This window comes from Pilosibacter sp. NGB245 (assembly GCF_057397225.1).
Window position 1 is genome coordinate 2,775,460 of sequence record NZ_CM171584.1, and the last position, 19,634, is coordinate 2,795,093.

Below are 19,634 nucleotides of genomic sequence, written 5' to 3' on the forward strand. Positions count from 1 at the left end.
CTTTGCCATGGTTATGTAAATTTTCCTTGCGGTGCCTCTGTTTCGAATGTGTTTTCTTCGAATAAAGCTCTATCGGCTCACACAAACCTCTCTAATTTTTCATATCCAACATTCATCTTACTCAAAGTATCTTTGACGAAACATTTTTCTTAAACCTCTTACGTTTTTCTTTCTTGCTTGAAGAAAACCTTTCAGATTTGTCCTTTAAATTTCATGTTTTATTGACACTTTAGACACAACTTTATGGTTCAATAGTAGACGTAAGAAAGAGATCTGAAACATCTGTTTCCAAATTCTCTTTCCTTGCAACTACAATTTCAAGTACAGGAAGGAAGCTTTGATTATGAAAAAGAACTTATTATTGACTGCTGCTTTAGCAGGCGTTCTCGCATTAGCAACCGCATGCTCTTCCCAGGGCACAACTGCTGCAACGACCGCTGCTTCTACAACGGCTGAGACAACAGCGGCTGCTGTGAAGGAGAATACAACTGCTGCTGAAAAGGAGACAACTGCCGCTGAAAAATCAGAAGGCAAGAAAGAGGCTGATTCCAAAGCTTCCGAAAACAGCAGTGAAAAAAGCGACGAATCAAAAGAGTCTACAATGACTGGTACCATCAGTGACATAAAAGATTTCATGTTCACGGTAAGTGCTGATGGAAAGGATTACGCGTTCACCTTCGAAGCCGATAAAAAACCGGAAGGTCTCTCCGAAGTCAAGGACGGCGATAAAGTTACTGTAACTTACACCGGAACGGTCAATGAAGTAGACGCTTTTGATGGAACCATTCTTTCCGTGACAAAGGCTAAATAATATACACACGGGTGTGAAATGCGGCACCGCCAGGTCCCAAAAAAGGACCGGCGGTGCCGCGGCTAAAAGGCTGAAGGTAGTCAGCAGTTAGACTATTGACACACCACGATCTGGATCTTATCAAGCAATCGCTTAAGATTCTCATTTTCTTTCTGAAGTCTGGTGCAGCGCTCCCGGTACAGGTCCCGCTGCCTTTCAATGATACGGAAGTTATCGCAGATCTCTTTCATATCCTCGCTCTCTTCCCACGGCAGGTCAGAAAATTCTTTCCCTGCCGCTGGTTTCAGATTCTGCAGTATCTCCCCTGAACATATTTTCTTATTTGCTTCATCTGTTAATTTTTCTGCCGTTTTCATAATCTATCTCCCCGGACGATCATCCACATTTTTTATCCTTTTTATTTCTGTTGTCCAGCCCTGCCCTTTTCATCCAAAACTGGAAAAGTTAAAATTTATCAAACAGCCTTTCTGGCTCTCACAATAAGATGCCAGATTGGAAGCAGATACAGGAACACCGCCGCCCCTATCGACACAAGCGGCGCCGACACAGACGCCAGCGGAACCGCACCCGCGATGGACCACGGAATGAGCGGAGCCGTAACGATTACCGAGTTTTCCATATCTATCGCAAATCTCTGCTGATCCGGCTCCAGATCCTTGCAGACCTGGTCCACCAGCATCGTTGCCAGTGTCTGGTTGCAGGCCACCATCCCCGCCACCATGGACGTCATAAGGATCGTACCAAATACGGTGATTTTTCTGCTCACCGAGCCCATCTTCGATTTTAAACCATTTAAAAGTCCGGTTCCCTCAAAGATACCCGAATAGGAGGACGAAATCGTGATGATCAGTGCCACCCGCACCATGGACATGATTCCGCCGCCGTCGATCATGGACGAGATTGATGGATCCGGAGATTTATAACCGTTGACCAGAATTCCAACGATCAGGAACAGGTCCGTGTGCTGCCAGAAAAGGCACACGCCGAGTGCCGTCATGATACTTGCCAGCATCGCCATCCGCACCTGTACGCGGAAAAGTGATAATACCATAATCACCACCGCCGGAAGAATTGGGATCAGTCCCAGATGGAATACGCCAGAAAAGCTCTCCGTCAGCGACAAATTTCCGGCTTCCGCCGCCGGAAATGCGATTCCGCAGACACCGTAAAAGGCACAGGTCAAAATTAGCGGCACGATGGCCGTCCTCACCATCAGACGGATATTGTCAAAAATATTTGTGTGGGTCAGCTCCGAGACCAGCAGCGCGCTGGTGGATACCGGCGAACACCGGTCCCCGAAGAACACGCCGGAGAGGATCGCGCCTCCCGTCAGGATCTCATTGCACCCCATCGCCTTCGCCATGGTCATGCAGATCACGCCCATGGTTGCCGCCGTTCCGAATGCTGTTCCTGTAAGGACGGACACCAGACAGTTTAAAAGGAATGCCATCAAAATCATTACCGACGGATTCATAAGCCCTGCACAGTAGGAGACGATCGCCGGGATCGTTCCCGCCGCCCGCCAGAGCGCCGTCAGCATCCCGATGAGTAAAAACGTAATTAAAATATTTTTCGCCGTCTTGATTCCCTTCCAGGACATCCCGAGAATATCTCTGACCGTATAACCGCGGCTCAAAGTGTACGCGAAAAAGATCAAATATCCAAGTGCCAACGCTGCCAGAATCGGGATTCCCGCAAGGATACACCCGATCAGCGTCACCGCGAACACGACCAGAACAGCCGTCTCACTGGTTTGTACCTTCATAATTTTTACCTCTTCCCTGTTTTCTTTCGTGAACCATTCCCTCAGCCAGCCGTTCCCTGTTCAGATATCCTGATCCACCTTTATGATTATAGTATACGCCTGGATTTTCCACTTGTCTAACTGTATTTTCCGATATATAATACAGCTAAAAAACTGTATATAAGTTACAGATTTCATTCTTTTCCACGATTTTCCCAGTTCATTCTGGCTGTCCCGTATCCTTTATGATCAGCACAGCTGATCCGAGACTCTGCACGACACTTACAATTAAACTTTCTTTGTAACTGTTCAGTACCTTCACAGTTACATGCAAAAATCCATTCCAAATCGGCTACGCCGATGGATTTTTGCCTTTTAGCCTAGGTTTTCTTACGGTCAGCGCAGCAAGTGCGCAGACCTACTGAACAGTTACCTTTCTTTTTTATATTCAGGAGGTTTTATATGAACTTTCTTTCCATGGACTACTTTCTCATGACCGCCGAGAAGCGCAGCTTCACAAAAGCCGCCGATGCTCTCCATATCACCCAGCAGACCCTGAGCACCCACATCGCCAATCTGGAACAGGAGCTGGACTGCAAGCTCTTCGTCCGCCATGTTCCCCTGGAACTCACCTACGCCGGAGAGATCTTTTGGCAGTACGCCGCAGACTTCCAGAAAAAATACCGGGCAATGCAGCACGAATTTGCCGACCTGACTAAAAATGAGCAGGGCATCCTGCGGATCGGCATCTCCTTTACCCGCTGCCACGCCATCATGCCCGCGATCATCACGGAATACCAGCGCCGCTACCCGCATATGGAGATCCAGGTCATCGAAAATGCGAACACTGGACTACAAAAAGACCTGATGGAACATAAGATCGATCTCGCCATCGCGAAGTTCCCGGATTTTCTGCCAGGGATCACTCTGAGCGATTTCTATGAGGAGGAGGTCGTCCTTCTGCTTGCTGATTCTCTGTTTCATGAGGTCATTTCCGATGCCGCCCCAGCAGATGCCCTATTTTTACATCTTCCAAAGACTATCTGCTGCTCCGGCTCTGATTTCACTCATGGCACCGCTGGCACTCTCTCCTTTTCTGTCCAGGATCTCCCTGCACTGACAGATCCACAGCCGGAACCGTTAATGTTAAGAAGCCCGGAAGACTTCTCGATCTTCGAACACTGCCCATTCCTTCTAAACTACGCCACAGACATCGCCGGTCAGCTCGGAAGACACTTCATCACCATGGGCAACTTCAAACCGATCGTAAAGACCCAGTCCGACAATATGGGAATGCTTCTGGAGCTCTGCGCCGCCGGAAAAGGCGCCTGCATCTCCCCACTGAACCTTGCCATGAGCTCCCTCTCCCCTGAGCAGCGCAAAAAAATGCGGATCATCCATCTCGGACGATCCGCAAAATATAAGATCCGCTTCGGTTCTCTGGAACAGCCTTACCAGTGGAAGGCGATCCGGAACTTTATGGATGCCGCGAACGCTGCACTCACAAGAACCGGCACAACCACCTAGCTTTCCGTTCTCTATCGCATGCGGTGTGCCGTTTTTCAAATGAATAAAAATTTCTATCGCTTCTCCCAACTGAACACGATCAACCTGCCCGGGGCCTCTCACCCTGCCAGATAACACCAGACTGGCAGGGTCAGCATGGACATTAGCGTCGTCATAACCACACATCTCGTTGCAAACAAGGCGTCACTGTCATATCTTGCCGCAAAAATCGCCGCCGTAGCTCCGGCAGGCATGCCGGTCATCAGAACGCTGATTCCCAGTGATGTGGCATCAAGTCCAAGTCCAAGTCCAACGACCAGTGCTGCTGCCGGGAGAATGATCAGACGGAATACAGAAAACATGGCTGTATCTTTATTAAAGATCGTTGTAATTTTTACATCCGCCAAAATCGTTCCCACGATCAGCATCGTGAGGGCGCTGTTACAATTCCCAAGATACTTCACTGTCGCCGTGATGACAGCCGGAAGCTTCACCTGAGTCACCATGCAGATCAAGCCCAGATAAATTGCGACCAGACATGGATGTGTCAGCACGTTCTTCGCGACTTTCTTCTTATCCACCTTCTCATCCGCCACAAAATAAGTTGTCCCCACCGACCACATGATGATCCGCATAGGGATCAGGAAAATTGAAGTATACAAAACTCCGATCTCATTATAGATCGCCTCTGCGATCGGATTTCCGAGAAATCCACTCATTGGAACGATCGTGCAGTACTGGAGGACTTTCCTTCTCCGCGGCACATACTGGTTAAAGATAAACTTATTTAAAGTCAGACAGACCGCCTGCATGATCACCGCCGCCAGTAAAAGCAGCGCACAGGACCGGAATATTTCCATGTTGAATTCAATCAGGCACGACTTAAAGATATTACATGGGATCACCACGTTGATGCATAAATCCGTCAGACATTTCTTTCCATTGGCATCGATGATCTCCTTTTTCTTTAAAATTGCTCCGACAATCATCAATGCAAACAAGGTTCCCTGAAGACTGAATAGATCGAGTAAATTCATGTATATGCCTCCCGCCTCTTTCTGATGTAAATAAATTTTTGCAGCAACTTTATAGAAGTCTTCTCACTGCCCCTGCATGTTTCTTAAAGCTATCATAGCACGGTCATATTTCTTTGTATAACTGTTTTATTCAGTGAAGTACACAGCTATTTATCTGTTTTTTATTCGAATTTCAAAAAGGTCCCCCATCGTCAGTCTTTATTACAGCCAACGACCGGGGAACTTCCAGGACTCTATTTTTTCTTTACCATACAGCGCCTCTTATAAAAAGCGATTCCAAAACACCGCCCCATGCCGGAGATCTTTTACCACCACATCACTCCGCTCTTCACCATGTTCCCTATTTGACTCCACCATATATCCGGCTCCGGTAAAGATTCCCGCCAGAAAAGCATGATAAAAATCTTCCTAGTAATCGTATCGCTCTTCATATCGATAAAAGAGTGGATGATCGCGTTATCGCTGGTATTTTTCCAATAACTCGCCGGTCTTGCGCTTGGGTCCGTCTGCAGCCTTTACACATAGTTCATAACGTCCCACGGACAATAGATATCAAATTCACCGAAATGGTGACCATCATACCAGACTTTTACCGTTGCAAGCTGATCTTTCCTCTTTGCATCTGTCAGGATCTGATCCACTTCTTTCTGTGTAAATCCACTGTTGGTATGTCAAGCTTTCGCACACCACCATCTGGTTTGGGAATCTCAACTCGTCTTACTGGAGACGGAATATACTTTCCACGATAAATGCGGTCGGTTATCTCTTGTTGATTTTCCTTTAGATATGGAAGAGCCTCCTCAATGGTCATGCCATCAATCCCTGGCGCTCCCTTGTTTGCCTTGACTCTCTTATACGCTCTGTTAAAGTTGTCTTTATACAGTATCGCTTCCAAAAGTCTTGGCTGTGCACTGCCTCTTTCTTTCCATATCCGATTGAATGACCTTGACGCTTTTGCATACCCTTCGTGTTCCGCACTATCTCTTTGCGAACAGCCATTGTTTTCAATGTTTTCTGCCATAGACGGTCATTCCTCCTTTCTCGGTCATACTCAAGACTCCTACTGATTCGGTCCTTCGCCTCTCGGCTACTATGACCTCTGCTGACTTCTGTGCGTTCAGCATTGCTTTGCGCAATGGTTACTCCTTTCAGAGCATATCGCACAGACCTCCCCGGGTACCACACATTTCTTCCTCTCCATCTATCTGCCTCATTTATCATACATGATTCCGTGTAGTTATTGGGCTTCGGCTTGCTTAGCAGTCTTACCCTCATGTATAACCTTATATGAGATTTCTGTTCGTCAGACCAGAGATTTGCCCGTGGTTAGTCTGTTCCCACATCCGGCTTCCTTCATATTCCACCTCTCGATGGACACCCTTGCCTTCGGCTATATCCTTCCCACTACCGGGCGGATTCGGGACTTTAACCCTTAAGAAACGTGCGCCGCCGGGCGCACTAACGCAAAAAGGGGCTGTCGCACTAACGTGCGGCAGCTCATTTCATATTTCCAACACAAAACGCCGAGCTTCGAAAAGCCCGGCGTTCGTGGTATAATCAGTTTATGCGACTAAACAAAATAATACAGAGAGATTATACCTCTTTTTCTCTGTATTATCAAATCAAACTTCCGCTGGATTTAGAGATTTCTATTCCATCTGATGATCCGGTTCGTCTGGTAAGTGCCTTTGTGGAGGAAATGGACCTTTCTGAACTGTATAAAACTTACAGCAGGATCAGAAAAAATCAGGCAACGCCGCGTCAGATGCTGAAACTCGTCATCTATGCAGCAATGAATCGAATCTACTCAAGCAGGGATATCCAAAAGGCATGCAAACGGGATATCAACTTTATGTACCTCCTGGAAGGAATGCCGGCTCCTGACCATGCAACGATCGCGCGTTTTATCTCCCTGCATTTTTCGGCTTGTGCAAAGGTACTGCTTGCCCAAATGTCAGATCTGCTCTATCTTCTTGGTGAGATCTCAGGAAAGACCATTTTTATTGATGGCACCAAGATCGAGTCTGCAGCCAATAAATATACCTTTGTATGGAAACGGGCTATTACGAAAAATCAGGCCCGGTTATACACAAAACTATCTTCTTTTGTGGCTGAATGCGAAGAACTCTATGGAATCAGGACCGTATACCATGACCGGATATCCATCCACACATTAAAACGGTTAAAGAAGCAGTTGTGCCGCATAAAAGTGCAGGAGGGAATTGTGTTTGTACATGGAATCGGGCGTAGAAAAACACAATTACAGAAATCTCTGGAACAGCTGGATCAATATCTGGAGAAACTAAAGGAATATACAAAAAAGCTGTATACGCTTGGGGATAGAAACAGCTATTCCAAAACAGACCCTGACGCAACCTTCATGAGAATGAAAGAGGACGCGATGCTGAATGGACAGTTAAAGCCTGCTTATAACATTCAGCATGGAGTGGATTCCGAATACATCACATGGATCGATATCAGCCCGCACCCTACCGATACACGTACCCTGATCCCGTTTTTGAAAGACATGGAGAATCACCTGGGATTTAAGTATTCAGAAGTCGTTGCAGATGCCGGGTACGAAAGTGAAGAGAACTATCTTTTCATTGAGGAAAACGGACAGACCGCCTATATAAAGCCGCAGAACTATGAGATTTCGAAGACCCGAAAATACAAAAAAGACATCAGTAGAAGGGAAAACATGGAGTACCATGCAGACAGAGACAGCTACATCTGCCTCAACGGAAGGGAACTAACTGTCACAAATGAACGCAGAAGTAAAACAACTAGCGGATATGTCAGTGTAAAAACTTATTACAGAAGCCCAGACTGCACTGGTTGTCCTTATAAAACGGAATGTATCAAGGGAAACAACTGCAAAACACCTATGGAAAAGCGCAATAAAGTGCTGATGGTTTCAAAAACAATGAGCCAGAAACGCGCAGAAGATCTGGAACGGATCACAAGTGAGTATGGAACGATGCTCCGTATGAATCGCAGTATTCAGGCAGAAGGTTCTTTTGCTGACGTAAAAGAGGACATGAATTTTCGAAGATATCTGTATCGTGGAAAGGCAAATGCACTGGCAGAGAGCATCCTTCTGGCGATGGGACGAAATATCAATAAGCTTCATTGCAAGATTCAGACCGGAAGAACGGGAAGTTATCTTTTTCCATTAAAAAGGGCATAGATTTTGATAGTTGAAAACAAAACAGCCTGAAATAAGGCATGCCGAAAGGGATGCCTGGGAATGAACTGCGTTTATAAAGAATGGCATCGAAAACGTGACCGATTTCGATGCCATTTGGGCATAAAGCAGGGCTGCCGCCCAGCAAAAAATATTTGCTAATGCGACAGCCCCTTTTATCACCTGTTTGGACACTGCCGGCAGAATCGCTCTGCCTACTTTTATTCGTTCCAGGTGCCAAGTTCAAAACTTTTCACCCTGGTATATACAATTCACGTAAATTATTTAGCTGCTGCAGCCTTTGCTTCTTTGATCTTCTCTGTCAGCATCGGAACGATCTTGTTTAAGTCGCCTACGATACCGTAGTCAGCTACATCGAAGATCGGAGCGGACTCATCTTTGTTGATCGCAATGATGATGTCAGACTCTTCCATACCAGCTACGTGCTGGATAGCACCGGAAATACCGATTGCGAAGTATACGTGCGGACGAACAGTCTTACCAGTCTGTCCTACCTGAAGATCTTTCGGCTTCCAGCCGGAATCTACAACTGCACGAGAGCAGCTTACTGTACCGCCAATAGCCTCAGCGAGGTCATCAAGCAGTTTGAAGTTCTCTGCGCTGCCAACTCCACGGCCACCGGAAACAAGGATCTTTGCATCCATGATATCAGCTACGTCGGATACTGCCTTAACGATCTCGAGAATCTCAACGTACTTGTTGTCCGGAGTGAAGCCCGGGTTGAATTCGACAATTTCAGCTTTTCTGCCAGCCTCACGATCAAGCTTCTGCATAACGCCTGGACGTACTGTAGCCATCTGCGGACGGAATTCCGGGCAAGCGATTGTAGCGATCGTGTTGCCGCCGAATGCCGGACGGGTCATAAGGAGCTGACCATGTTTCTGCTCTTTACCCGGCATAGCTACGAGCGGGAAATCTCCGATATCGAGCTGTGTGCAGTCTGCTGTAAGACCTGTATGGATACGTGCGCAAACACGCGGGCCAAGGTCACGACCGATTGCTGTAGCACCGATTAAGAAGATGTCCGGCTTGAACTCGTTGATAACAGATGTGATCGCATGAGTATACGGCTCAGTTCTGTAATCTTTTAATTCCGGATCGTCAACAACGATAACTTTGTCTGCACCGTACTCACCGAGTTCGTCTGCAAGACCTTTTACGTTGGAACCAACTAAAACTGCTGTTACAGTTGTTCCTAAATCTTTTGCCAGGTCTTTACCTTTACCGATCAGCTCCAGAGCGATGCTGCTGATCTGATTGTCTACCTGCTGTGCAAAGACATATACACCCTTATATTCTGCTAAATTCATCACTTTTCACCACACTTTTCTTTTTTTGAATTAAAGTACATGTTTCTCAGTAAGTTTCTCAACAATGTAATTTGCAGCTGCGGACGGATCAAGGTTTGTCTCCTTAACGCCTGCACCCTTTCTTACTTTGTCGGAAGCCTTAGCGATCTGAGTCGGGGATCCCTTAAGACCAAGGTTGGAATCAAGGACATCTTTCAGATCTTTTCTGCCCCAAACGGTGATCTCTTTCTTGTATGCATCGAAGATTCCGCCCGGAGTCATGTAACGCGGCTCATTTAATTCAGAAAGTGCTGTAATTAAGCACGGCATTTTAGCCTTTAACATCATGTATCTATCATCGAACTGACGCTTAACGATTACGGAATCGCCATCGATCTCGATGCCCTCAGCATAGCTGATTACCGGAAGACCAAGGTGCTCAGAGATCTGCGGACCTACCTGAGCTGTATCACCATCGATAGCCTGACGGCCTGTGATGATGAGGTCATAGTCAAGGTTTCTTAAAGCACCAGCGATTGTCTGGGATGTAGCCCATGTATCAGCACCGCCGAGAACACGGTCTGTAACAAGGATACCGTTATCAGCGCCCATAGCCATAGCCTCACGAAGAACTTCCTCAGCCTTCGGAAGACCCATTGTAACTACTGTAACTTCTGCACCATACTGATCTTTTAAGCGAAGAGCTGCCTCCAGACCAGCTTTATCATCCGGGTTCATGATTGTGAGCATAGCTGCTCTGTCAAGTGTTCCATCCGGTTTGAACTTTACGCCGCCCTTAGTATCCGGCACCTGTTTTACACAAACAACGATTTTCACTGTATTTCACTCCTTATTTTCATTTATAGTTATGATCTTCCAGCTGTTAAATTATTATTTTAACAGTGCGCCGGAGATAACCATTCTCTGAACTTCACTTGTTCCTTCGTAGATCTCGGTGATCTTAGCATCACGCATCATACGCTCTACGTCGTACTCTCTGATGTAACCATAACCACCATGGAGCTGTACAGCCTTTGTTGTTACTTCCATAGCAACCTCTGCTGCATACAGTTTAGCCATTGCTGCCTCTACGCCGTAGGACTTCTGAGTAGCCTTAGCCATTGCTGCACGGTAAACCATCATCTGAGCAGCTTTTACCTTTGTTGCCATATCAGCAAGCTGGAACTGTGTGTTCTGGAACTGACCGATTGTGCGGCCGAACTGCTTTCTCTCTTTTACGTAAGCAACTGTTCTGTCAAGAGCGCCCTCTGCAAGACCAAGAGCCTGAGCAGCGATACCGATACGTCCGCCGTCAAGAGTATGCATAGCGATCTTGAAGCCCTCACCCTTCTTACCTAAGAGGTTGTCCTTCGGGATGCGGCAGTCTGTGAAAATAAGTTCATATGTTGCAGATCCGCGGATACCCATCTTCTTCTCTTTTGTACCAAAAGTGAAGCCCGGTGTACCTTTCTCTACGATAAATGCGGAAATCTCTTTCTGCATTTTGCCACGTTTCTCAACAGTGCCTGTTACAGCGATAACGATGTATGTATCAGCATACTTACCGTTAGTGATGAAGCACTTGGAACCGTTTAATACCCACTCGTCGCCGTCTAAAACAGCTTTTGTCTGCTGACCCTGAGCGTCTGTACCAGCGCCCGGCTCAGTTAAACCGAATGCGCCTAACTTCTCGCCTTTTGCAAGCGGAACGAGGAATTTCTGCTTCTGCTCTTCTGTTCCGAATGTCATGATCGGATCCATGCAAAGGGATGTATGTGCGGAAACGATAACGCCTGTAGTACCGCAAACTTTGGAAAGCTCCTCAACGCACATAGCGTATGTAAGCGGATCACAGCCCTGTCCACCATACTCCTTCGGTACCGGAATACCGAGGAAACCGTTTTTAGCCATCTTCTCTACGGTTTCAACCGGGAATCTCTCTTCCTCATCAACCTCCTGAGCAAGGGGTTTGACTTCCTTCTCGGCGAAATCATGGAACAGTGTTCTCGCCATCTCATGCTCTTTACCTAATGTAAAATCCATGTTTTTAGTTCCTCCTTGTGAATTGTATCATGTATAACATGGGGAAATGTGGATGCTTCACTCCCCCGATGTACCTAATTTAGTACATGCCTTTTCATTATAACATATTGTGAAAAAATAAACAATCGTAATAAAAAAATAATTCGAAATTTACTCTTCTGTTATAAAAGGCATATTGCCTGACGGGATAAGATCACCGTCAGGCAACCCTTACATTATTATTTGCTGTAATCGTAGAAGCCCTTGCCGGTCTTTCTTCCAAGAAGGCCGCCGCGAACCATCTTCTTAAGAAGCGGATGCGGACGATACTTCGGATCGCCTGTCTCTGTCTCAAGAACGTTCATGATTGCAAGAACAACATCAAGACCGATCAGATCACCGAGAGCTAACGGTCCCATCGGATGGTTAGCGCCGAGCTTCATAGCGGTATCGATACCCTCCACGGAAGCAACGCCATCAGCGTAAATGCCGACTGCTTCGTTGACCATCGGAATAAGAATTCTGTTTACAACGAAACCAGCAGCCTCTTCTACCTGTACCGGAGTCTTGCCGATCTCCTCGGAGATCTTCTTAACTGCTTCAACATCTTCCGGTTTTGTGTTTAAACCAGCAATAACCTCAACCAGCTTCATAACCGGAGCCGGGTTGAAGAAATGCATACCGATTACATGTCTCTCAACTGCGCCGCCAATCTCTGTGATGGAAAGGGAAGAAGTGTTTGTAGCAAAGATACAGCTCGGTTTGCAGATTGCGTCGAGCTCTTTGAATGTCTGCTTCTTGATCTCCATGTTCTCGATTGCAGCCTCAACAACGAGGTCGCAGTCACCACAGATATCTTTTACGCCTGTTGTGATCTTGTTCAGGATCTTGTCAGCCTCTTCCTGAGTCATTTTGCCTTTTGCGATTCTCTTCTCGAATCCAGCGGCAATTTTCTTCTTTCCGTTCGCTGCAAATGTCTCATTGATGTCGCAGAGCATTACCTCATAGCCTTCTGTCTGTGCGAATGCCTGTGCAATACCGGAACCCATGGTTCCAGCGCCGATAATACCAACTTTCATGATTTTATCTCCTTTATGCAAACATATGATGTAGACTTACTGATCGCTGTTCAGACTGAACAGTTCCATTTATTTGTTTTTGAAGCCGTCCACTTTTCTCTTTTCGAGGAACGCCTTCATTCCTTCCTTCTGGTCCTCGGTCTCGAAGCACTCGGAGAAATATTTCTCTTCGATGGAGATTGCGTGGTCAAGGTCGGAAAGATAACCATCTGTCAGGGACTCCTTGGAATTTCTGACAGCAATCGGTGCGTTGGAGGCGATCTTCTTTGCCAGCTTCATAACTGTCGGCATAAGTTCTTCCTTCGCACATACACCGTTTACAAGACCGATCCGGTATGCCTCGTCCGCTTTGATATTGACAGCAGCATATACCATTTCCTTTGCTTTTCCGGTTCCGATCAGTCTTGCGAGACGCTGGGTTCCGCCGAATCCCGGAGTGATGCCAAGACCAACCTCCGGCTGTCCGAACATAGCGTTTTCGGAGCAGTAACGGATATCGCAGCTCATTGCAAGCTCATTTCCACCGCCAAGCGCAAAACCGTTGACAGCAGCAATCGACGGGATCGGAAGTGTCTCCAGCTTACGGAAAACATCGTTTCCTGCTTTACTGAATTCACGTGCTTCCTGTACAGTCATTGTACTCATTGCAGCAATGTCCGCACCGGCAACAAAGGATTTCTCACCTGCGCCGGTCACAACCAGCACTCTTGTTGTACCAAGATCGATGCTGTCAAGAACAGCGTCAAGATCCTGGATAACCTCTGTATTTAAAGCATTTAATGCTTCCGGACGGTTGATGGTGATAACACCAATAAAACCGTCCTGCTCATATTTTACAAAACCCATATCGTCGTTCTCCTCAGATTTTGTCTATGTCCCAGATCAGATTAGTCTCTCTCTACGATTGTAGCACAGCCCATTCCGCCGCCGATGCAAAGAGTTGCAAGACCCTTCTTAGCATCTGCCTTCTCCATCTCATGAAGAAGTGTAACGAGAATACGGCATCCGGAAGCTCCTACCGGGTGTCCGAGAGCGATCGCGCCGCCGTTCGGGTTTAACTTGTTAAGGTCAAAGCCAAGCTCCTTACCTACTGCTACAGACTGTGCAGCGAATGCCTCATTAGCCTCGATGATATCGAAGTCTTTGATCTCCATGCCTGTTCTCTTAAGAACTTTTCTTGTAGCTGCAACCGGTCCGATACCCATGATCTTCGGATCTACGCCGCCGAGAGCACCGGCAACCCATGTAGCCATCGGCTTAACACCGAGCTCTTTAGCTTTCTCTTCGCTCATAACAACAACTGCTGCTGCACCGTCGTTGATTCCTGAAGAATTACCAGCTGTAACTAAGCCGCCGTCTTTCTTGAATGCCGGTTTTAACTTACCGAGAGTCTCAACCGTTGTTCCGTGACGCGGGCCTTCATCTGTATCTACGATAACTGTCTCTTTTTTCTTCTTGACTTCTACCGGAACGATCTCGTCCTTGAATGCGCCGGACTTCTGAGCAGCCTCTGCCTTCTGCTGGCTTACTGCAGCGAACTTGTCCAGTTCTTCTCTTGTAAGACCCCACTGATCGCAGATGTTCTCAGCTGTGATACCCATGTGGTAGTTGTTGAATGCATCCCAGAGAGCATCGTTAACCATTGTATCAACTAATGTAGCATTGCCCATACGGTATCCGTAACGGCCCTTCATCATAGCATACGGAGCCATGGACATGTTCTCCATACCACCTGCAACAACGATATCAGCGTCACCGGAAAGGATCATCTCAGCAGCCATGTTGACAGCCTCAAGACCGGAACCGCATACAACATTGATCGTAACAGCCGGAACCTCGATCGGGAGACCAGCTTTTAATGTAGCCTGACGTGCTACGTTCTGTCCCTGACCAGCCTGGATTACGCAGCCCATGTAAACCTGGTCAACAGCTTCCGGAGCAACTCCTGCTCTCTTTAAAGCCTCTTTGATTACGATTGCGCCAAGTTCCGGAGCCGGTACTGTGCTTAATTCGCCACCCATTGTTCCGATTGCCGTACGGCATGCACCTGCAAGTACAACTTTCTTTGCCATTTTCTTTTCCTCCTCATCATACCGCTGCCAAGCTCTACACCATATATTTTTCCATAAGCAAGGCAGTATATTATGTATAACTAATCATATCACCAAACCGTTTTGCTGTCAAATCATTATCAAAAGCTTTTTATATATTTTTTCTAAACAAATTAGGAACTTTACTCTTCATTTCGTACAAAAGTTACTTTTATGCTCTGACGCGTCACTTTCTGTTTTTGTCATGTTTTACCATTTCTTTCTATTCCTTTTTCACCGGATTTCTTGACCTTGCCGGCAGATAATGATAAAATAATGTCAGAGTTTAGCCCCGGATCCTATGATCCCGGCAAAGTTCTGAGATGCAGTAATATTTTTATGGTTACAAAGAGAGGGTATTAAAATGGATTTCAAACAGATGTATCAGGAAAAGCTGGTTTCCGCTGAGAAAGCAGCTTCCGTTATCAAATCCGGTGACTGGGTCGATTACGGCTGGACAACAGCAACTCCGATCGCAGTCGATAAGGAAATCGCAAAAAGACTTCCGGAATTAACTGACGTAAACTTCCGCGGCGGTATCTTAATGTGGGTACCGGAGATCTTCAAGATCGAGAACCCGGCTGAACATATGACATGGAACTCCTGGCATATGAGCGGGATCGAGAGAAAAGCGATCGCACAGGGCTTCTGCTACTACGCTCCGCTCCGTTACTCCGAGCTTCCGAGATATTACAGAGAATCCCAGAACAAGCCGGATGTCGCTGTCTTCCAGGTTTCCCCGATGGACGAGCACGGCTTCTTCAACTTCGGACCGAACGCATCCCATATGGCTGCTGTCTGCGAGACCTCCAAGGTCGTTATCGTGGAAGTAAATGAAAATATGCCGGTATGCTTCGGCGGTACTGAGGAAGGTGTTCATATCTCCCACGTTGACATGATCGTAGAAGGTGACAACCCGGCGATCGCTGAGATGGGCGGCGCTGCAGCTGCAAGCGATGTCGATGAAGCAGTTGCAAAGCTGATCCTTGAGGAGATCCCGGACGGAGCATGCTTACAGCTCGGTATCGGCGGAATGCCGAACGCAGTCGGTGCTCTGATCGCAAAATCCGACTTAAAGGATCTCGGTGTGCACACAGAGATGTACGTTGACGCTTTCGTTGATATCGCAAACGCAGGAAAGATCACCGGCGCGAGAAAGAATATCGACAAAGGCCGTCAGGTTTATGCATTCGGCGCAGGTACAAAGAAATTATACGACTACTTAAATAAGAATCCGGAGTGCATGTCCGCACCGGTCGACTACACAAACGATGTCCGCACGATTGCGTCTCTCGACAACTTCATGTCCATCAACAACGCAGTTGACCTTGACCTCTTTGGCCAGGTAAATGCTGAGTCCGCAGGAATCAAGCACATCAGCGGAGCCGGCGGACAGCTCGACTTCGTTCTGGGCGCTTATCTTTCCAAGGGCGGAAAGAGCTTCATCTGCTGCTCTTCTACCTTCAAGAAGAAAGACGGCACCTTAGAGTCCAGGATCGTTCCGACTCTGGCTCCTGGCTCCATCGTTACCGATACCCGTGCGAATATCCACTATCTCGTTACTGAGTACGGTAAAGTAAACTTAAAAGGTCTCTCCACATGGCAGAAGACTGAAGCTATCATCTCCGTAGCACATCCGCAGTTCCGCGACCAGCTGATCGCAGAGGCTGAAAAGATGCATATCTGGAGAGCAAGCAACAAGAGATAGTATTTTCCCGTTTTTTCAGGAGAGCTTTCATTTTAGGAAGGCTCTCCTTCTTCTTTCTTTGTCTCGCCCTCTGCTTTTTCCGTTGAATGAAGATTAAACTGTTTGATCCGGCGTGTCGCGATCGGACCGCCGATCGCACATCCGGCAACAAGTCCGAAGGTTGCAGATGCGATCGCAAAGCTTCACATTTTTGTATCATAAGCCAATCTCCTGCTACACTATTTTCAGATATGTATTTTGCGTATCACTTGTGTCCATTTTTTTTACAGAAAGTTCCATCGGAATTTCCTGTAAACAAGTGAAAACACGCTTCGCGAGTTTCCCCTTGTTATCGCGACAGTCGCCAAGGTCTCGCGCAAGCGCGGACTTTGGCGACTGTCCGCAAAAAAGCAGCAGCATTTTCTGACATTCTCTCCAGAAAATGCTGCTGCTTTTTATTTCTGCAAATGATCTCTTTCTCTAAACGATCCGCTAAATCTGAATTTTTTCTCCACTCACAGATTCAGGATCGGCTCCATCAGCGTGATCCCGCTTTCCCCGGCTAATTTCTGCCTGCAGATCTCGAGAAGATGTTCCTGATATGGAGATTCATCCCCTGCCCGGTACAGATAGTACAGGGTCCGGTTCGGGAGCTCCACATCCAGTTCATGGATGGAAACCGGGGTGCTTTTTAAGATGCTCTTTGCAACCGACACAGGTAGAAACGCCCAGTTGTCACCATTCTGCGTAAAGTACTGTAAAAAGCCCATTTCATCGAGATAGACACTCGGGACGGCCGCACTACTGAAATAGTAGTTGTGCCAGCTGTCAAAATTCTGATCCCACTGCGTCCGGATCTCCTTGCGAGGATCGAGGTCCGAAATGCTGATCCGCTTCGGAAGTTTCAGCTCCGTCCCGACGACCAGGCAGAGCTTTTCTTTAAACAGGATCTCCGTCTTTACCTGGGAAGAGTACATCGGATCCGTGATAAATGCGATATCCACCGTCTTATTGTTCACATACCCATAGGCATCACTGGAATGGAGTGTCGTCACATGCAGGCTGCACTCCGGCGTATCTTTCATGAACTCCTGAAACACGGTCGGAAGCATGAATGCCAGGAGACTTCCTACACTCGCAACATAGAAACTCTTCTCATTTCCGAGGAGCGATTCTTCCTGTGTCTCGTTCCAGAGAGCCTGCCAGCGATGAGCGATCCCGACAAAGGCACGTCCCTGTCTCGTGAGTTCCACATGGCGGACTCCTTTATTCCGGATAAACAGGGAATATCCAAGTTCTTCCTCCAGCGCCCGGATCCTTCGTCCAAGAGCCGGCTGTGTGATATATAATTTTTCTGCCGCCGCGGAAAAACTTCCGCACTGAGCGATCTTTAAAAATGCTTCAATTTCCAGAAATGTCATCACGTTCTCCTTTCTGCCGGGACCGGCAGTTTTCTATTTCGATCCTGCTTTCACACATGTTTTTTTATAACGCTCATCTCTCTTCTGCTTTTTTACCACAGGATTTCATTTTTGTCCAGAAATATTATTTGAAAATAGTTTAATTCTGAAAACTAAAAGTTTGACAGCTACCATTTTCCATTTCTGTTTCTTCTATATTTATAGTAACATTCTTTTCATTTAAATGTTAATATTTATGAATATTATATCAAAAAAAGAAACATTTTACAATTATATTCACTTATGGTATCATTTAAGCATAAACAAGAACGAATTGTTCGAATCTCAGGGGAATATCAAAACATACAGGGAGGAAATCATTATGATGCTTACAAAGAGGATCCAGAACATTAAACCGGCCGCTACACTTGCACTGACCGGAAAGGTCGCTGAATTAAGAAAACAGGGAATCGACGTGATCGCCTTCAACCTCGGCGAACCGGATTTCGGTACTCCGCAGAATATCTGTGATGCGGCAAAGGCAGCGATCGATGCCCAGAAAACAAAATACACGGTTGTCTCCGGTATCATGGACTTAAAAGAAGCGATCTGTGCAAAATTCTTAAAAGACAACAATGTCGTTTACAAACCGAACGAGATCTGTATCGGAACCGGCGCAAAACAGCCGCTCGTCAATGCAGTTCTTGCCCTCTGTGAAGAAGGTGACGAGGTTATCATCCCGACTCCGTGCTGGGTCAGCTACATCGAGATGGTAAAACTTTCCGGTGCTACTCCGGTCCTCGTACAGAACCGTGAGGAAGACGGTTTCGCCCTCAACGTGGAAGGTATCAAGAAAGCCATCACACCGAAAACAAAAGCGATCATGATCAACACACCGAACAACCCGACCGGTGCTGTATATACAAAAGAACAGCTCACAGAGCTCGCAGAACTTGCCTGCAAACATGACTTCTATATTATTTCCGATGAAGTTTACGAGAAGCTGATCTATGAAGGAAAGAAACACTTCTGCGTTGCTTCGATCTCCGAGGAAGTAAAGGATCGTACCGTTGTCATCAATGGTGTTTCCAAAGCTTACTCCATGACCGGATGGAGAGTTGGTTACGCAGCCGGAAATGCAGCTCTCATCAAAGGAATGACTTCTCTTCAGGGTCATACAACATCCAACACCTGCTCGATCGCCCAGTACGCAGCTCTCGAAGCGATCAGCGGACCGCAGGACAGCGTGGAATCCATGAGAGTTGAATTCGACAAACGCCGTAAATTCCTGGTAGAGCGCTTAAATTCCATGGATGGCATCACCTGCAACAACGCAGACGGCGCTTTCTACTTAATGCCGAATATGACTGCTTTCTATGATAAAGAGTGGAACGGAAAGAAGATCGCTGATTCCTTCGGAATGGCAGATTACCTCCTTGCCGAGGCAAAGATCGCGGTTGTTCCGGGCGGTGCATTTGAGTCTCCGGACAACATCCGTATCGCTTACTCCAACTCCATGGAAAGCCTGATCGAAGGTATGAACCGTATGGAAGCAGCTTTAAAGAAACTTGGCTGATCTGACAACCTTCCATATTCGTAAAACTCTCCCGCTCCGGCGGTGATAAGGACAGATCAAACTTAGCTTTCTTCCCATATATTCAACGAACAACAGCAAGGATTCTCCTACTGACACGAAGCAAAGCACAGTCAGTCTCCGTGAAATTACCGACTGTGGATTGAAACAATATATGTGATGAAAAA

At 46.8% G+C, this 19,634-nt stretch carries 17 protein-coding genes; 5 read left to right on the forward strand and 12 right to left on the reverse strand.

Annotation, left to right across the window (positions count from 1 at the left end; genetic code table 11):
* Nucleotides 1-343: 343 nt before the first annotated feature.
* Nucleotides 344-811, forward strand: a complete 468-nt coding sequence (locus ACXMYH_RS12375; RefSeq protein WP_486554998.1) for a hypothetical protein — start codon at nucleotides 344-346, stop codon at nucleotides 809-811.
* Nucleotides 812-903: 92 nt separating this feature from the next.
* On the opposite strand, the gene ACXMYH_RS12380 is transcribed toward ACXMYH_RS12375, so the two are convergent.
* Both ACXMYH_RS12380 and ACXMYH_RS12385 read right to left on the reverse strand, forming a co-directional pair.
* Complete coding sequence (locus ACXMYH_RS12380) at nucleotides 904-1,167, reverse strand: hypothetical protein (RefSeq protein WP_021905464.1); 264 nt, start codon at nucleotides 1,165-1,167, stop codon at nucleotides 904-906.
* 98 nt (nucleotides 1,168-1,265) lie between these two features.
* Nucleotides 1,266-2,576, reverse strand: a complete 1,311-nt coding sequence (locus tag ACXMYH_RS12385) for a Na+/H+ antiporter NhaC family protein (RefSeq protein WP_405581131.1) — start codon at nucleotides 2,574-2,576, stop codon at nucleotides 1,266-1,268.
* Between the two features lie 441 nt (nucleotides 2,577-3,017).
* Between ACXMYH_RS12385 and ACXMYH_RS12390 the strand changes: the two genes are divergently transcribed.
* Nucleotides 3,018-4,082 (forward strand): LysR family transcriptional regulator, encoded by a 1,065-nt coding sequence (locus tag ACXMYH_RS12390; RefSeq protein ID WP_486554999.1) that lies wholly within the window; start codon nucleotides 3,018-3,020, stop codon nucleotides 4,080-4,082.
* 98 nt (nucleotides 4,083-4,180) lie between these two features.
* Here the strand turns inward: ACXMYH_RS12390 and ACXMYH_RS12395 are convergent, their stop codons facing one another.
* Entirely contained in the window at nucleotides 4,181-5,098 is a 918-nt protein-coding gene (locus ACXMYH_RS12395; RefSeq protein WP_486555000.1) for an AEC family transporter, read from the reverse strand.
* A 625-nt stretch (nucleotides 5,099-5,723) separates the two neighbouring features.
* Entirely contained in the window at nucleotides 5,724-6,119 is a 396-nt protein-coding gene (locus ACXMYH_RS12400; protein ID WP_486555001.1) for a hypothetical protein, read from the reverse strand.
* 543 nt (nucleotides 6,120-6,662) lie between these two features.
* Between ACXMYH_RS12400 and ACXMYH_RS12405 the strand changes: the two genes are divergently transcribed.
* The gene (locus tag ACXMYH_RS12405; RefSeq protein WP_486554761.1) at nucleotides 6,663-8,288 is read left to right on the forward strand and encodes an IS1182 family transposase; all 1,626 of its coding nucleotides are present in this window, start codon (nucleotides 6,663-6,665) and stop codon (nucleotides 8,286-8,288) included.
* A gap of 278 nt (nucleotides 8,289-8,566) precedes the next feature.
* Here ACXMYH_RS12405 and ACXMYH_RS12410 read toward each other — a convergent pair whose 3' ends face one another.
* The 6 genes from ACXMYH_RS12410 to ACXMYH_RS12435 form a co-directional block, all read right to left on the reverse strand.
* A complete protein-coding gene (locus ACXMYH_RS12410) occupies nucleotides 8,567-9,616 on the reverse strand; it encodes an electron transfer flavoprotein subunit alpha/FixB family protein (RefSeq protein WP_118530434.1) in 1,050 nt (349 codons plus the stop codon).
* A gap of 30 nt (nucleotides 9,617-9,646) precedes the next feature.
* Entirely contained in the window at nucleotides 9,647-10,432 is a 786-nt protein-coding gene (locus tag ACXMYH_RS12415) for an electron transfer flavoprotein subunit beta/FixA family protein (protein WP_117470189.1), read from the reverse strand.
* A gap of 54 nt (nucleotides 10,433-10,486) precedes the next feature.
* Nucleotides 10,487-11,638, reverse strand: coding sequence for an acyl-CoA dehydrogenase (locus ACXMYH_RS12420; protein ID WP_117470188.1), 1,152 nt, complete (start codon nucleotides 11,636-11,638; stop codon nucleotides 10,487-10,489).
* Between the two features lie 218 nt (nucleotides 11,639-11,856).
* Nucleotides 11,857-12,696 carry a 3-hydroxyacyl-CoA dehydrogenase NAD-binding domain-containing protein gene (locus ACXMYH_RS12425; RefSeq protein WP_118530432.1) on the reverse strand — a complete coding sequence of 280 codons (840 nt, stop codon included), beginning with the start codon at nucleotides 12,694-12,696 and terminating at the stop codon, nucleotides 11,857-11,859.
* Between the two features lie 69 nt (nucleotides 12,697-12,765).
* Nucleotides 12,766-13,542, reverse strand: a complete 777-nt coding sequence (locus tag ACXMYH_RS12430; protein ID WP_486555002.1) for an enoyl-CoA hydratase-related protein — start codon at nucleotides 13,540-13,542, stop codon at nucleotides 12,766-12,768.
* A gap of 41 nt (nucleotides 13,543-13,583) precedes the next feature.
* Nucleotides 13,584-14,768: an acetyl-CoA C-acetyltransferase gene (locus ACXMYH_RS12435; protein WP_118321339.1), complete on the reverse strand. Its 1,185-nt coding sequence runs from the start codon at nucleotides 14,766-14,768 to the stop codon at nucleotides 13,584-13,586.
* A gap of 382 nt (nucleotides 14,769-15,150) precedes the next feature.
* Here ACXMYH_RS12435 and ACXMYH_RS12440 point away from each other — a divergent pair, with 382 nt between their 5' ends.
* Nucleotides 15,151-16,494, forward strand: a complete 1,344-nt coding sequence (locus ACXMYH_RS12440; RefSeq protein ID WP_118530428.1) for a butyryl-CoA:acetate CoA-transferase — start codon at nucleotides 15,151-15,153, stop codon at nucleotides 16,492-16,494.
* 32 nt (nucleotides 16,495-16,526) lie between these two features.
* Here ACXMYH_RS12440 and ACXMYH_RS12445 read toward each other — a convergent pair whose 3' ends face one another.
* Entirely contained in the window at nucleotides 16,527-16,628 is a 102-nt protein-coding gene (locus ACXMYH_RS12445; protein WP_243022268.1) for a hypothetical protein, read from the reverse strand.
* A gap of 360 nt (nucleotides 16,629-16,988) precedes the next feature.
* Nucleotides 16,989-17,894: a LysR family transcriptional regulator gene (locus tag ACXMYH_RS12450; protein WP_118530426.1), complete on the reverse strand. Its 906-nt coding sequence runs from the start codon at nucleotides 17,892-17,894 to the stop codon at nucleotides 16,989-16,991.
* Nucleotides 17,895-18,255: 361 nt separating this feature from the next.
* On the opposite strand from ACXMYH_RS12450, the gene ACXMYH_RS12455 reads away from it, so the two are divergent.
* Complete coding sequence (locus tag ACXMYH_RS12455) at nucleotides 18,256-19,449, forward strand: pyridoxal phosphate-dependent aminotransferase (RefSeq protein WP_215703217.1); 1,194 nt, start codon at nucleotides 18,256-18,258, stop codon at nucleotides 19,447-19,449.
* Nucleotides 19,450-19,634: the final 185 nt, after the last annotated feature.